The organism is Syntrophorhabdus sp., from assembly GCA_012719415.1.
GTDB lineage: Bacteria > Desulfobacterota > Syntrophorhabdia > Syntrophorhabdales > Syntrophorhabdaceae > Delta-02.
Map to the genome: position 1 here is coordinate 1 of JAAYAK010000169.1, position 14,660 is coordinate 14,660.

Here is a 14,660-nt window from a genome sequence, read left to right on the forward strand (position 1 = left end):
CAGGCTGCCGGCCGCCGTGCAGACGCAGAGGAGGATAGACTCCGCCTGATAGCGGATCTCCTGCCGATCTCGATCGTATACATAGACAGGGACTTCCGCTATCGCTTTGTGAACAGGACCTACGAATCATGGTATGGCAGGAGAGGTGACGACATTTGCGGAAGACGGGTCGAAGAGGTCCTGGGTCCCGTGGAGTGGTCCTTTTTGCGAGGACACATCGAAAGGTCCCTCAAGGGCGAAACAGTGGTCTTCGAACAGGACCTGTCGGACAGGACCGGCACTTCGCGCCACGTCAGGAGCAAGATCGTGCCCCTCACCGGCCCGGGAGCTCAGATAGAAGGCGTGTACGCGCTCATCTCCGACACCACGGAGGAAGGGAACGTCGAGACGGCCCTGCTCAGGAGCGAGGACCGCTACCGGGCACTCTTTGAGAACATCCCCGTGGGCATATGCATCAGCACTCCCGACGGCAGGATAGTATCCTACAACTCAATGCTCCAGAAGATGACCGGCTACACCCGTGCCGAGATATCGAACATGAGGACCCGGGATTTCTTCGCGAGAGGCAATGACAGGCAGGTTCTCCTCAAGCATCTCAAGAACAAGGGGATCCTGCACAATTACCTCGTCGACCTTCGGCGCAAGGACCGGCACATACTTCGGGCGCTCCTCAGCATCGTGCCCCATGCCATAACCGGTGATAACACGATCCTTACGGTCGTGCAGGACGTCACTGAATACAAGAGGGCCGAAGAGGCCCTTGTCGAGTCGGAGCGCCGGCTGACGGACATCATCAACTTCCTTCCCGACGCCACCTTCGCCATCGACAAAGATGGCCGCGTGATCGCCTGGAACAGGGCCATGGAAGAGCTCTCCGGCGTCCGGGCCGTCGATATCCTCGGCAAGGGGAACCACGAGTATTCCCTGCCCTTTTACGGCAAGCGCCAGCCCCTTCTCGCCGACTTCGTCCTGAGACCGGACCGGGACGAGGAGAAGCGCTATTCCTTCATCACCAGGGAGATGGACCGTCTCGTCGCCGAACCGCTTGAACCTCTTATGCTGCGCGGCAAGCCTCTTTACATCTGGGCAAAGGCAAGCCCCATATATGACCTTGACGGCAACATCACCGGGGTCATACAGTCGGTGCGGGACATAACAGCCCAGAGAGAGGCCGAGGAAAGGCTCAAGGAATCGGAGGAGCGCTACCGGACGGCTATCGAGTGCTCCAATGACGGTGTGGCCGTTGTCAAGGGCAGCACCCATATCTATGTGAACCAGAGATTCTGTGACATCTTCGGGTTCGATTCTCCCGATGAGGTCATCGGCCGGGGCCACGAAATAACCATAGACCCCGATGACCTCATGCACGTCCGGGACATCAACGAGAGACGTCAGCGGGGAGAGAAAGTGCCCGACAAATACGAATTCAGGGGCAGGAAGAAGGATGGAAGCCTCATATACGTGGAGGTATCGGCCACGGGCACCACGTACCGCAACGAACCGGTCACGCTGGCATACCTGAGGGACGTCACGGAACGCAAACTGGCGTCGGATGCGCTCAGGGACAGCGAAATGAAGTTCCACGCCATTTTCGAGAATGCCAACGATGCCATATTCCTGATGGACCGGTTCTCCATCGTCGACTGCAATCGGAAGGCCCTCTCCGTATTCAAGGGCAGCAAGGAGGACATCGTCGCCGAGCCGCCTCACATGCTCTCTCCTCCCACGCAACCGGACGGGAGCGATTCAAAGGAGAAAGCCATGAAGATCGTCAGGGCGGCCTTCAAGGGCAAACCGCAATTTTTCACCTGGCGGCACAGAAGGTTCGACGGGACCGATTTCGACACCGAGATCAGCCTCAACTCCCTCGAGCTCTCGGGAACGAAATACCTCCTGGCAATAATCAGGGAAAGAAAGTAGGAGCGATAGGACGGATAGGACCTATCTCCTGCCCCCTCTTCGCACCCCTGCCCCCCCTTTTTTCTTGAAATACACGTAATCATATGGTATTTTACAACTCGATCAAATTTGCACGTCTTTCAATTAATGTCAGGGTGCAGGAAACTGTCTGCCGTTAAAGCGCGAAAGGCGGAAGACTAAAACCAGGAGGAAAAATGTCGAACCTTACCATCAAACAGTTGCTGGAAGCTGGCGTTCACTTCGGGCACCAGACAAAACGCTGGAACCCCAAGATGAAACCCTATATATTCGGGGCCCGTAACGGCATCTACATCATTGACCTTCAAAAGACACTGAAGATGTTCAAAGAGGCCTATAACTTCGTCAAGGAAGTGGCATCCCGCAACGAATACATCCTCTTCGTCGGTACGAAGAAGCAGGCCCAGGAATCCATCGCCGACGAATCGAAGCGCTGCGGGGCGTTTCACGTGAACAACCGCTGGCTCGGCGGCACGATGACCAATTTCCAGACCATCGAAAAGAGCATCGACCGGCTCCGCAAGTACGAGGAGCTCAAAGAGAGCGACATATACAAGGTCCTTCCGAAAAAGGAAGCCATAGGCATAGAGCGCGAGATAGAGAAACTGGAAAGGAACATCGGCGGCATCAAAGGCATGGAAAGACTCCCCGGGGCCATATATGTCGTCGACCCGAAGAAGGAATACATCGCCGTGAACGAGGCCAAGAAGCTGGGCATCCCCACCGTCGGGATCGTCGACACGAACTGTGATCCCGACGATATCGATTTCGTGATCCCCGGCAACGACGACGCCATCCGCGCCATCAAGCTCATTACCTCCCGCATCGCCGACGCGGTTCTGGAAGGAAAAGCCCTGTACGTTGAAGAGTTCCAGGGCAAGGATGAAGGGCCGGCCGAAGACCTCAAGCCCTTTGTCGACGAAAGCGTGCTGGAAGAGGAAAAATACGACGAGTACGAAGCTTAAGAGTTGAGGAGGAATTCCATGGATATCACTGCTGACGCAGTAAAAAAATTACGCGAAAGGACGGGTGTGGGCCTTATGGACTGCAAGGAGGCCCTGAGGCATTCCAATGGAGATATGGAAAAGGCCGTGGATTTCCTTCGGGAGAAAGGGCTTGCCAAGCTTCAGAAGAGGATGGGCAGGGTCGCTTCCGAGGGTTCCGTCGCCTCTTACATACATACGGGCGGCAAGGTGGGAGCCATGGTCGAGATCAACTGCGAGACCGATTTCGTCGCCAAGACCGACCAGTTCCAGAATTTCGTCAAGGACGTGGCCATGCAGATAACGGCCTCGAATCCTCTCTACGTGAAGCGCGAGGACATTCCCGCCGACCACATCGAAAGGGAAAAGACCATCTACCGGAACCAGGCGCTGGAATCGGGCAAACCGGAGAAGATCATCGACAAGATAGCCGAGGGGAAACTGGAGAAGTTCTACCAGGAGGTCTGCCTCGTGGAGCAGACCTTCATAAAGAACCCCGACATGACCGTCAAAGACCTTCTCGAGGAACTCCTCGTGAAGACGGGGGAAAAGATCGTCATCAACCGTTTCGTGAGGTTCCAGCTGGGCGAGACACTTCAGGACTAGCATGAGATACAAGAGGATACTCCTCAAACTCAGTGGAGAGGTTCTCATGGGCAACGAGGGGCATGGCATAGACCATGCCACCGTCGCCGACATTGCCGGTCAGATAGGAGATGTTCACGGACTCGGTGTCGAGGTAGGGATCGTTCTCGGCGGCGGCAACATATACCGGGGGAAGAAGGGCGAGAAAGAGGGAATGGACCGCGTCACCGGAGACTACGTCGGTATGGTGGCGACCGTCATCAACGCCCTCGTCCTTAAGGACACCCTTGTCAGGATGGGAACTCCGGCCGTGGTGCAAACGGCACTGGCCCTTGAAAGGATAGCCGAGCCCTATGACCACGCGCGGGCGAGGGCGTACCTTGACGAGGGAAAGATCGTCATCTTCGCCTGCGGGACCGGCAACCCCTACTTCACCACCGACACGGCCGCGGCCCTTCGCGCCGTCGAGACGAAGGCGGACGTGCTCATGAAGGCGACCAAGGTGAACGGTGTCTACGACAGGGACCCGGAGGTCCATGCCGACGCCGTCTTTTACCCGGAGATATCTTACAGCGAGGTCCTCGAGAAAGACCTTCAGGTCATGGACCTCACCGCGATAACGCTTTGCAAGGAGAACGACATCCCCGTCGCCGTTTTCAGCGTGCGCGTCAGGGATAATCTGAAGAAAGTGGTTCTTGGCGAAAGAATAGGGACGATCGTGAGGAGGTAACCCTATGAGCAATGACGTTATGACCGAGCTTGAGGACAAGCTGAAGAAATCACTCGCGGCATTGAAGAAAGACTTCTCGAAACTGCGCACCGGTGTCGCCTCGGCGTCCCTCCTTGAGGATATCAAGATAGACTATTACAAGCAGCCCACCCCGCTCAACCAGGTGGCTACCATCGGGGTCCCCGATTCACGGACCATCACCATCCAGCCCTGGGACAACACCGTCATCGCGGAGATCGAGAAGGCGATCCAGAAATCGGATCTTGGCGTCAATCCCATGTCCGATGGAAAGACCATCCGGTTGACCTTTCCGAAGCTCACCGAGGAGCGGCGCAAGGAACTCACGAAGCAGGGCGGCAAGATGCTCGAGGGCACCCGCGTCGCCATGAGGAACGTCCGGAGGGACATAAACGAGAAGCTGAAAAAACTGGAGAAGGACAAGACCATTTCCCAGGACGACCTCAAGAAAAAACAGGACGACGTCCAGAAGCTCACGGATAAGCATATAGATATGGCAGAAAAGCTCTTCTCCGAAAAAGAGAAAGAGATCCTCTCCATCTGAGCGACGCGATCGATGAGAAAGACGGCTCCCGATAGATTGCCCACCCACGTCGCCATCATCATGGACGGGAACGGCAGATGGGCAAAACAACAGAAGCTCCGGAGGGTGGAAGGCCACAAGGTCGGGATCGACTCGGTCAGGGAGATCACGGAAACCACCTGCGACCTCGGCATACCCTATCTCACCCTTTACGCCTTTTCAAAGGAGAATTGGTCCCGTCCGAAGGAAGAGGTCAGGGCGCTCATGTTCCTTCTCGGCCTCTACCTCGAACAGGAACTCCCGATGATGATGGACAGGGGTATACGTTTCAACGTCATCGGCGAGAGAGGTGATTTCTCGAAGCCTCTCCAGGCACAGTTCGACGATGTGATGAGGAAGACGGCGCGCAACAGGAACCTCGTTTTGACGATCGCCCTCAGCTACAGCGGCCGCAAGGAGATCATACGCTCCGTGCGCCTCCTGTGCGAGGACGTGAAAAATGGTCTTGTCAAAAGGATCGACGAAAGGACCTTCAGGAGACACCTGTACAGCCCGGCGATACCCGACCCCGACTTCCTCATCCGCACGAGCGGCGAGATGAGACTCTCGAACTTCCTGCTCTGGCAGGTGGCCTACACCGAGATCTACGTGACCGATATCCTCTGGCCCGATTTTCGAAAACAGGCCTTTCTCGAAGCGCTGGCCGAATTCGCGAAGCGTGACAGAAGGTTTGGAAACGTGAAGGATTTCTGATTGGGAGAACTGAAAAAGCGCGTCATCACGGGCATTTGCATTGCCCCTGTCATTGCCTTTCTCTTCTATGTCCTGCCCCCGGTGTGGCTCCTTACCCTGCTGCTCGCGATCGCCGTCGTCGCGCTCATCGAGGCCGCGTCCCTTGCCGGCTGCCACATGAGATACCTCATCGCCACCCTCGTCATCCTTGGAACGGTGCCTCTCTACTTCCGTTTCTTCCAGATATACATGCTCTGGATGATGGCATCGGCATTCATCGTCATCACCATCAAGGTCTTCGACAGGAAGGCATCCCTCGAGGATGCGAACCGCGACCTGACGGGTCAGGCCGCGCTCGTGCTCTTTTCCAACCTCTTCATTCTCATCCCCTTCTTCTATCTCTACCTGCTGAAGGAACTGGACGGACTGTTCCCCCTTATCCTTCTCTTTTCCATCTGGGCAAGCGACATTTTCGCCTACGGCATCGGGAAGAAGTTCGGGAAGCACCCCCTGGCTCCCCGGATCAGTCCGAAGAAGACAGTTGAAGGCCTCCTGGGCGCGGCCCTCGGCTCTCTCGCCGTCATCACCGCGTCCTATCAGCTGCTGGGCTTAAGCATTCCGGCGGCCCTCGGCGTGGGGGCGGCAACGGGTGTTCTCGGGCAGGCGGGCGATCTTTTCGAATCCGCATGCAAGAGGGTTTTCAACACAAAGGATTCATCACATCTCATTCCCGGGCACGGCGGCATTCTGGACCGTATCGACAGTTTCATCTTCACGGCGCCCTTTCTGTACACGTACCTGGTATGGACGAGATACCTATGAAGAAGAAAGTCCTCATATTGGGTTCCACCGGCTCCATCGGCACCGCGACACTCGAGGTCATCGCCAACGACCCCGGGGCTTTCGATGTCTGCGGCCTCGCCTGCAGGAACAACATAGGCCTCCTCAACGAACAGATAGCCCGGTTTAAACCGCCCGCGGTCTGCGTTTTCGACGAGGGGCAAAGGGGCGCGGTCACGGCGCCCGGCGTACGGGTCTACACGGGCATAGAGGGCATGAAGGAAATGATCCGCTCCGATGTTGACACCGTTGTCAACGCGCTGCCAGGCAGCATCGGACTCGAGCCCACCATCGAGGCCCTGCACTGCGGGAAGGTCCTCGCCCTCGCCAACAAGGAAAGCCTCGTCATGGCCGGGAGGATCATCAGGACGATCCTGTCCGGGAAAAAGTCCCGGCTCATACCCGTCGACAGCGAGCACTCCGCTCTCTACCAGCTCCTCAAGGGCGTGGAAGGCAGGGAGATCCGGTCCCTCATCATCACCGCGTCGGGGGGGCCCTTCAGGAGACACACGAAGAAGGCCCTCGAAAGGGTGGAGCTCTCGGAGGCCATGAACCATCCGACGTGGAGAATGGGACAGAAGATCACCCTCGACTCCGCCACCCTCATGAACAAGGGGCTTGAGATCATGGAGGCGCGCTGGCTTTTCAATGTCGAGCCCGGGAGGATAAAGACCCTCGTCCATCCCGAAAGCATCGTTCACGGCATGGTGGAGCTCTCCGATAATTCTCTCCTGGCGTACATGGCAAGTCCGGACATGAAGATCCCCATCGCCTATGCGCTGAACGACGAAGAGCGGGTTGCCCTGCCCTTCTCGCCCCTTGACCTCGGCGGGCACATGAAACTCACGTTCCATCCGCCGGACCTCGGGAAGTTCCCGTCGATCCGTCTTGCGTACGAAGCCCTTTCGGCAGGCGACAGCGCGTGCATCGCGTACAATGTGTCCAACGAGGTGGCCGTGCAGGCCTTCATCGACGGACGGATACGGTTCACCGACATACCGCGCGTCGTCGCCGAGACCCTGGCGGACACCGCCGGACAACCGGTCATCGACACGCTCGAAGAGGTCCTCGCGGCGGCGGCATGGACACGGGACAGAGCAATGACTAAAATAACTGGTACAGGACGAAAAAGATCATGATATCATTTTTATACTTTCTCATCGCCCTCGCGCTTCTCATCCTGGTGCACGAATTCGGGCACTTCCTGGTCGCGAGGCTTTTCGACATCAAGGTCATCACCTTCTCCATAGGGTTCGGGAAGAAACTCCTCCGCTTCACCCGGGGGGAAACGGAATACGCCATATCCGCTGTTCCCATGGGCGGTTATGTGAAACTCCTCGGGGAATCCCCCGACGAAGAGGTCAGCGAAGAAGACAAACCCAGGTCCTTCTCCCACAAACCCCCGTACGTACGGATACTCGTCGCCCTGGCAGGCCCCCTGTTCAATATCCTTCTCGCCCTTTTCGTCTTCTATCTCGTCTCCATCATCGGCTATAACGTGCCATCCGCACGCGTCGGCAAGGTTGCCGACAACACCCCCGCGCAGGCGGCGGGCATACGGGCGGGTGACACCATCGTCAGGATCGACGGCAAGGAGGTGAAGGAATTCCTCGATATCGCCTCCACCATAGATCACGCCGAGGGCGATACCGTCGAGGTGACCCTCGACCGGGCCGGCTCTCCCGTCAACCTCACCATCAAACCCATGACCATCGAGGAGAAGGACATCTTCGGCGAGCCATACAAGCGCAGGATACTCGGCATAGAAAGGTCCGACGAGGTGATAAAGCGGAGACAGAGCGCGACAGAGGCGGTGGGGCTCGCCCTTCACATGACCTGGGAGTACTCCCGGATAACAGTCCTGGGGATAGTGAAGATCATTCAGGGCTCCATTTCACCCAGGAACATCGGGGGGCCCGTCCTCATCTTCCAGGAGGCAAGCAAGAGGGCCAAGAAGGGCCTCGGTGATTTCGTCTTCTTTTTCGCGCTCATAAGCATCAACCTGGGCATCATCAACCTCCTTCCAATCCCCGTCCTCGATGGCGGGCACATCCTCTTCAACGCCATCGAGATCGTCATCCGCAGGAAGATCTCCCAGAAGGTGCAGGAGGTGGCCCAAACGGTGGGCCTTGTCATTCTCCTCATGATAATGGTCTTCGCCTTCTACAACGATTTCGACAGGATCTTCGATTTCGGCAAGTATTTCCATGGCAAATAGGCTCGTACTTGCCATCGATAACTCCATCGATCACCTCGTCCTTGCGCTGGCGGGGGACGGGGGCCTTGTCGAAGAACGCAGGATCAAGGAGTCACGCTCACCCTCACAGATACTGCCGGAGGCGACCGGGGCCATCCTTCGCTCCCACGGGCGCACAGTGCAAGACCTGACGGGTCTCATCGTCACCCTTGGGCCTGGTTCCTTCACCGGCATCCGGGTGGCTCTCTCCTTCTGCAAGGGCATACACGCCGCGACGGGGGTGCCCCTTACGGGTCTCCCCACATTGGACGTGCTCGCCTTCGCCCTCAAGGACCGGGAAGACTCATACCTGTGCCCCCTCATCGACGCGAAGAAATCCGAGGTGTTCCTCTCCCTCTATCACGTCACCCGGGGGACCCTCACCCGCCTTTCGCCCTATACAGCCATGAAACCCGGTGAGGTGCGCGGGGTCGTCAAGGCTCCCTGCGTATGCTTCGGCACGGGTTCCCGCCTTTGCGAGGAGCACCTTGCGGGCATCGAGGGCATGACCTTCATTCACGAGGAATACGACGAGGTCCGGGGGAAGGTGCTTGTCGATGACAGGCTTCCACTCGCCGGCCCCGGCCCCTCCAACGACCTGAAACCGGTTTACGGACGTCGTTCCGAAGCGGAGATCACGTTCAACGTGGTCATCGACTAAAAGACTAAAAAAACAGCCCGAATTGGTGTATACTATGTACTGGTTTGCCGGGCAATCCAGGGTAGATCGGACCCCTTAAGCCATATGATCTGGACGCGCGCGATGCTCCAGGGAGGAAATATTGAAGAGTATTGCCGAGATCAATGAAAAGATAAAGAAAGGCAGGGTCGTCGTCGTAACTGCCGAAGAAATGGTGGAGATCGTAAAGAAGGATGGCGTGAAGAAAGCCGCCCGGGACGTCGACGTGGTCACGACGGGCACCTTCGGTCCCATGTGCTCGAGCGGCATGTTCATGAATTTCGGACATTCCAAGCCCAGGATCAAGATAGGCGGGGGAAAGTGCTACCTCAACGATGTTCCGGCATACTGCGGCATCGCCGCCGTCGACGTCTACCTGGGCGCCACCTCCATGCCCGACAATGACCCGAGGAACACCGTCTATCCAGGCGCCTTCAAATACGGCGGAGGGCACGTCATCGAGGAATTTGTGAGCGGAAAGGCCATCAGGCTCGAAGTGAGCGCCTACGGGACGGACTGCTACCCGAGGAAGAAGATCGAGACCTACATAAACAAGGAGACCGTCAACGAGGCGTACCTGTACAGCCCCAGGAACAGCTACCAGAACTACAATGTGGGCGTGAACGTTACCAACCGGGTCATCCACACGTACATGGGGGTGATCAAACCCAACCTGGGAAGCGCCCATTACTGCAGCGCCGGACAGCTCTCTCCCCTCCTCAAGGACCCGAAGTATCGAACGATCGGCATCGGGACCAGGATCTTTCTTGGAGGCGGGGTCGGATACGTGGCATGGAACGGCACCCAGCACAATCCCTGTGCGGCCCGGACCCCGGAAGGCCTGCCGAAGGGGGGCGCGGGCACTCTTGCCGTCATCGGGGACGCGAAGCAGATGTCCGGCAACTACCTGCGGGGAGCGAGCTTCCTCGGGTATGGCCCGACAATGTTCGTCGGCCTGGGGATACCCATACCCGTCATAGACGAGGAAATGGCCTTCTTCACGTCCCGAAGTGACAAGGATTTCTCCGCCCAGGTGGTAGATTACTCCACGGACTACCCCCAGCGGACCGGGGGCAGCCTCGGCGAGGTCACCTATGCTGAACTCAAGTCGGGTACGATAAAGGTGAAGGGAAAGGATGTTCCCACCTTCCCCATCTCGAGCTATTCGAAGGCCCGTGAAATAGCCTCCACCCTCAAGACATGGGTGGAGAAGGGCAGCTTCCTGCTCACGAACCCCGTGGAACCGTTGCCGGGGGTCGAGTCGGGGGTCAGTCTTGTCACACTCGACGAGCGGACGCCGGAGGAAATGCAGTAGGCAGGTCCCCGAAAGCGGTCCAGCGGGCATCCCATCATGAAGAAACGCGCCATATCACTGATATCCGGCGGCCTTGACAGCGCCGTCGCCACAAAGCTCATCATCGATCAGGGCATCGAGGTGATCGGTCTTCATCTCACCTCCATGTTCGCGAGCAAAAGGGACAGGCAGCGCGGCCACATGGCGCTCCGCACAGCCGGGGAGCTCGGCATAGAGATGATCACGAAGGACAAGGGCGACGACTACATCGAGATCGTCAAGAACCCGCGCTACGGGTACGGAAAGAACATGAACCCCTGCATCGACTGCCGGATATATATGCTCCGCCTTACGAAGGAGCTCCTCTCCGAACTCGATGCGTCCTTTGTCGTCACCGGAGAGGTCCTGGGCCAGAGACCGATGTCCCAGCGGCGCAACGCCATGGAGCTCATCGAGAAACGAAGCGAGCTCACGGGCCTCATCGTACGGCCCCTTTCCGCCAGGTTGTTTCCGCCGACCATCCCCGAGCAGGAAGGGATCATCGACAGGGAGAGGCTCCTCGACGTCTCGGGCAGGTCACGGCAGGTGCAGTACCGGCTCGTCGAGACCTACGGGCTTTCCGAGTTCGATCTTCCCGGAGGGGGGTGCCTGCTGACGGACCCCATCTTTTCGAGAAGACTGAAGGACCTCATGGCAACGGACCCGCGTTGCACGAAGAAGGACATCGAGTTTCTGACCATTGGCAGGCATTTCAAACTCTCCCCTTCCGTGAAGTTCATTGTCGCACGGAACGAACGCGAAAACGACCAACTGGCTGTCATGGCGGAGGCACCGTACATCACCGTGGAACCCACCGATTTCAAGGGGCCGCGGGGGGTTCTCAAGGCTGAGGAGCCCTCCGAAGAGATCCTCCTCCTGTCGGCCCGCATCCTTGCGCGCTACGGCAAGGATGTTCCGCAAACGGCAACGGTGGAGATAGGCAGCGGCACGAAGAGGCCTCTCTCCTTTCACGTGGAGGAGATAGACAGCGACGCCATGCTCATGCAACAGGAGACACCATGAAACTCCTCGATAACATATATGTTTACCCCTGGACCTCATACGAGGCGAACAACTGCAACGCCGTATTCATCGATGGGCCGGTGCCCACGCTCATCGACCCGGGCCACAGGAACCTGCTGGGAAATGTGATGAACGGCATGGCGCGAGATGGCAAGAACATCGAATCGGTGAGGCTCGTCATGGGCACCCACGGCCATCCGGACCATGTCGAGGGCGCCGACGCCTTCGACGGGCAGACGTTACGGGCCATAGGCAGGGTGGAATTCGACTACCTGAACGGCAGCGGGAAGGACCTCTACCTCATGACAGGCTGCGAAATGCCCCGGAAGCCTTACTCGTTCTATCTCAATGAAGGCGCTCTCACCATCGGGGACACACCTTTCCGTGTCATCCTCACCCCCGGCCACTCTCCCGGGTCCCTCTGCTTCTACTGCGAGCAGAAGAGACTTCTCATATCCGGCGACACCGTCTTCTACCTGGGGGTTGGACGGACGGACCTGCCGGGAGGGAACATGGAAGCTCTCGGCCACAGCATCAGGAAGCTGGCTTCCCTGGACGTCGAATATCTCGTTCCCGGCCACGGAGAGATCGTCACCGGACGGGACAGGGTCCAGAAGAACTTCAAGGGGATCCTGAATGAATTCTTTTGAGCGCGGGTCCAAGATTGTCATTGACAATTCCACCCGTAAGTATATATTTGAAGTGTCAGTTTCATAGGAGGAACAGTGAGAATACCCGACGAATACACCTGCAAACTCTGCGGATACTCTTTTCTCGACGGCGAGGTGCCCGAATTGTTCTGCCCCAACTGCGGGAGCAGCCAGGTCGTCAAAGAGCTCAGTTACGACGAATTCCTTGACGACGAAGAGGCATTCATCACCATGCTAAGGTATGATGAATACAAGAACAAAGGAGCTTAAGGGTCCCGCGGACCGGCGATAGGACCCGCCTGCCCGCTGGAAATAAATGTTGACTTTTACCGGGTTTGGGTGTTTCATATTACCCGGATGCCGCTTGGATCCTGATCTGGACCGAGACGGAAGGCGCGAAGTTACGGTAACCTTCTGATACGAGTTCAGAAGGTTTTTTTGTTTAATGGGAACCACGATGGACAAAATAACCGTACCGGCGCTGAAAGGCATGAAAGGTGAACGCAGGATCACAATGCTCACCGCCTACGACCATCCGACGGCCAGGATACTCGACGATGCCGGCATTGATACAATTCTCGTCGGCGACTCCGTGGGTCCCGTCGTTCTGGGCTATCCCAACACCATCCCCGTTACCATCGATGAGATGATCCATCACACCCGGGCAGTCGCGCGCGGTGTGAAGAGGGCTCTCCTCATAATCGACATGCCCTTCATGTCCTACCAGGAAAGCATCGAACAGGCGAAGCGCAATGCCGGCAGGATGTTCAAGGAAAGCGGCGCCGAGGCGGTGAAGCTGGAGGGCGGTGTCACGATGAGGGACACCATAAGGGCCATCGTCGACATGGACGTGCCGGTCTGCGCGCACATCGGCCTCACCCCGCAGTCCATCCACCGCATGGGCGGATACAAGGTGCAGGGCAAGGGCAAGGATGTGGAAAGGCTCATCGAGGACGCGAAAGCCGTGGAGGCGGCAGGCGCGTTCATGGTGGTCCTCGAATGCGTCCCCAGGCAGCTCGCGAAAGAGATCACGGAAATGCTCTCGATCCCGACGATAGGCATCGGCGCGGGCCCCGATTGCGATGGACAGGTGCTGGTCATCCATGACCTGCTGGGCCTTCTCGGGGACTTCCGGCCCAAGTTCGTGAAGCAATACCGCAACCTTACAGAGGACATAGGCAAGGCCGTCAGAGAGTACATTGACGAGGTCGCATCCGGGAGCTTTCCCGACGACAGCCAATCATTCCACTAGCATGAAAATAATACGAACCGTCTCCGAAATGCAGGCCGCATCCGACGAACTGAGAAAGGACAGACGGATCGCCTTCGTGCCCACCATGGGTTACCTGCACGAAGGACACCTGGCCCTTGTCAGAAAAGCGCGGGAACTCGCCGACGTGGTCGTCGTGAGCATATTCGTGAACCCCATCCAGTTCGGGCCCACGGAAGACCTCGCGCGGTATCCCCGCGATTTCGATCGCGACGCGGCGCTCCTGGAAAAGGAACGAACGGATATCATCTTCTATCCCAACGACGGTGAGATGTACGAGGATGGCTTCACCACATACGTCGAGGTCAAAAAACTCGAGGACCATCTCTGCGGGAAAACGCGGGTGGGACACTTCATCGGTGTGGCCACCGTGGTGGCAAAACTCTTCAACATCGTGAAACCCCACTATGCCATCTTCGGACAGAAAGATTACCAGCAACTCACGGTCATCGAGAGGATGGTGAGGGACCTCAACATGGATGTCGAGATAGTTCCCTACCCCACCGTCCGTGAACCTGACGGTCTCGCCATGAGTTCACGGAACACGTATCTCAGTGATATGGAACGGAAAAAGGCCCGTCTGATCAGCGCCTCATTGAGAAAGGCGGAGGAGATGGTCAGATCGTCAGAACGCAACGCGGACACAATAAGAAGGGCCGTCGAGGATATACTCCACCAGGAAGACGGCATTGATGTCGAATACATTAATATCTGCGATACCGGGACGCTGGAGGATGTGGCCGTTGTCGCGGGAAAGGCTGTCATCGCCGTGGCCTGCCGCATAGGCAGGACAAGGTTGATCGACAACACGATATTAACGGAGGCATGACGAAATGAGAAGGACCATGATGAAATCAAAGATCCATCGGGCGACGGTCACGGACAGCAACCTCGATTACGAGGGAAGCATCACCATCGACTCCCAGCTCCTGGATAAGGCGAACATCATCCCCTACGAACAGGTCGACATCTACAACGTGACATCGGGCGAACGCTTCAGCACATACGCCATACGGGGCGACAAGGATTCGGGCGTCATCTGTATCAACGGAGCAGCCGCCCATAAGGCAAAAAAAGGCGACATCATCATAATTGCAACCTATGCCAGCTTCGAGGAACA

At 57.4% G+C, this 14,660-nt stretch carries 17 protein-coding genes; all 17 read left to right on the forward strand.

Features of this window, described 5'->3' with window-relative positions; genetic code table 11:
* Positions 1-1,920, forward strand: a 1,920-nt coding sequence (locus tag GXX82_09840; GenBank protein NLT23337.1) for a PAS domain S-box protein, incomplete at its 5' end; no start/stop codon positions are given.
* A gap of 194 nt (positions 1,921-2,114) precedes the next feature.
* The gene (gene rpsB / locus GXX82_09845; protein NLT23338.1) at positions 2,115-2,903 is read left to right on the forward strand and encodes a 30S ribosomal protein S2; all 789 of its coding nucleotides are present in this window, start codon (positions 2,115-2,117) and stop codon (positions 2,901-2,903) included.
* 18 nt (positions 2,904-2,921) lie between these two features.
* On the forward strand, positions 2,922-3,527 hold the full coding sequence (tsf, locus tag GXX82_09850; protein NLT23339.1) for a translation elongation factor Ts: 606 nt from the start codon (positions 2,922-2,924) through the stop codon (positions 3,525-3,527).
* Position 3,528: 1 nt separating this feature from the next.
* Positions 3,529-4,236: a UMP kinase gene (locus GXX82_09855; GenBank protein ID NLT23340.1), complete on the forward strand. Its 708-nt coding sequence runs from the start codon at positions 3,529-3,531 to the stop codon at positions 4,234-4,236.
* A 4-nt stretch (positions 4,237-4,240) separates the two neighbouring features.
* On the forward strand, positions 4,241-4,798 hold the full coding sequence (gene frr, locus GXX82_09860) for a ribosome recycling factor (GenBank protein ID NLT23341.1): 558 nt from the start codon (positions 4,241-4,243) through the stop codon (positions 4,796-4,798).
* A 12-nt stretch (positions 4,799-4,810) separates the two neighbouring features.
* Complete coding sequence (locus GXX82_09865; protein NLT23342.1) at positions 4,811-5,530, forward strand: isoprenyl transferase; 720 nt, start codon at positions 4,811-4,813, stop codon at positions 5,528-5,530.
* On the forward strand, positions 5,531-6,331 hold the full coding sequence (locus GXX82_09870) for a phosphatidate cytidylyltransferase (GenBank protein ID NLT23343.1): 801 nt from the start codon (positions 5,531-5,533) through the stop codon (positions 6,329-6,331).
* Entirely contained in the window at positions 6,328-7,488 is a 1,161-nt protein-coding gene (locus GXX82_09875) for a 1-deoxy-D-xylulose-5-phosphate reductoisomerase (GenBank protein NLT23344.1), read from the forward strand. The genes GXX82_09870 and GXX82_09875 overlap by 4 nt, the downstream gene beginning before the upstream one ends.
* The gene (rseP, locus tag GXX82_09880; protein ID NLT23345.1) at positions 7,485-8,567 is read left to right on the forward strand and encodes an RIP metalloprotease RseP; all 1,083 of its coding nucleotides are present in this window, start codon (positions 7,485-7,487) and stop codon (positions 8,565-8,567) included. The genes GXX82_09875 and rseP overlap by 4 nt, the downstream gene beginning before the upstream one ends.
* Complete coding sequence (tsaB, locus tag GXX82_09885) at positions 8,557-9,246, forward strand: tRNA (adenosine(37)-N6)-threonylcarbamoyltransferase complex dimerization subunit type 1 TsaB (protein NLT23346.1); 690 nt, start codon at positions 8,557-8,559, stop codon at positions 9,244-9,246. Before rseP ends, tsaB begins: the two co-directional genes overlap by 11 nt.
* 118 nt (positions 9,247-9,364) lie before the next feature.
* Positions 9,365-10,579 (forward strand): hypothetical protein, encoded by a 1,215-nt coding sequence (locus GXX82_09890; GenBank protein NLT23347.1) that lies wholly within the window; start codon positions 9,365-9,367, stop codon positions 10,577-10,579.
* 36 nt (positions 10,580-10,615) lie between these two features.
* Positions 10,616-11,620: a tRNA 4-thiouridine(8) synthase ThiI gene (locus tag GXX82_09895; GenBank protein ID NLT23348.1), complete on the forward strand. Its 1,005-nt coding sequence runs from the start codon at positions 10,616-10,618 to the stop codon at positions 11,618-11,620.
* Complete coding sequence (locus tag GXX82_09900) at positions 11,617-12,270, forward strand: MBL fold metallo-hydrolase (GenBank protein NLT23349.1); 654 nt, start codon at positions 11,617-11,619, stop codon at positions 12,268-12,270. Before GXX82_09895 ends, GXX82_09900 begins: the two co-directional genes overlap by 4 nt.
* A 75-nt stretch (positions 12,271-12,345) precedes the next feature.
* Positions 12,346-12,540, forward strand: a complete 195-nt coding sequence (locus GXX82_09905) for a hypothetical protein (GenBank protein NLT23350.1) — start codon at positions 12,346-12,348, stop codon at positions 12,538-12,540.
* Positions 12,541-12,727: 187 nt separating this feature from the next.
* Entirely contained in the window at positions 12,728-13,522 is a 795-nt protein-coding gene (panB, locus tag GXX82_09910; protein ID NLT23351.1) for a 3-methyl-2-oxobutanoate hydroxymethyltransferase, read from the forward strand.
* A 1-nt stretch (position 13,523) separates the two neighbouring features.
* Positions 13,524-14,369: a pantoate--beta-alanine ligase gene (locus tag GXX82_09915; GenBank protein NLT23352.1), complete on the forward strand. Its 846-nt coding sequence runs from the start codon at positions 13,524-13,526 to the stop codon at positions 14,367-14,369.
* A gap of 4 nt (positions 14,370-14,373) precedes the next feature.
* The coding region (locus GXX82_09920; GenBank protein ID NLT23353.1) for an aspartate 1-decarboxylase at positions 14,374-14,660 on the forward strand (287 nt) is incomplete at its 3' end.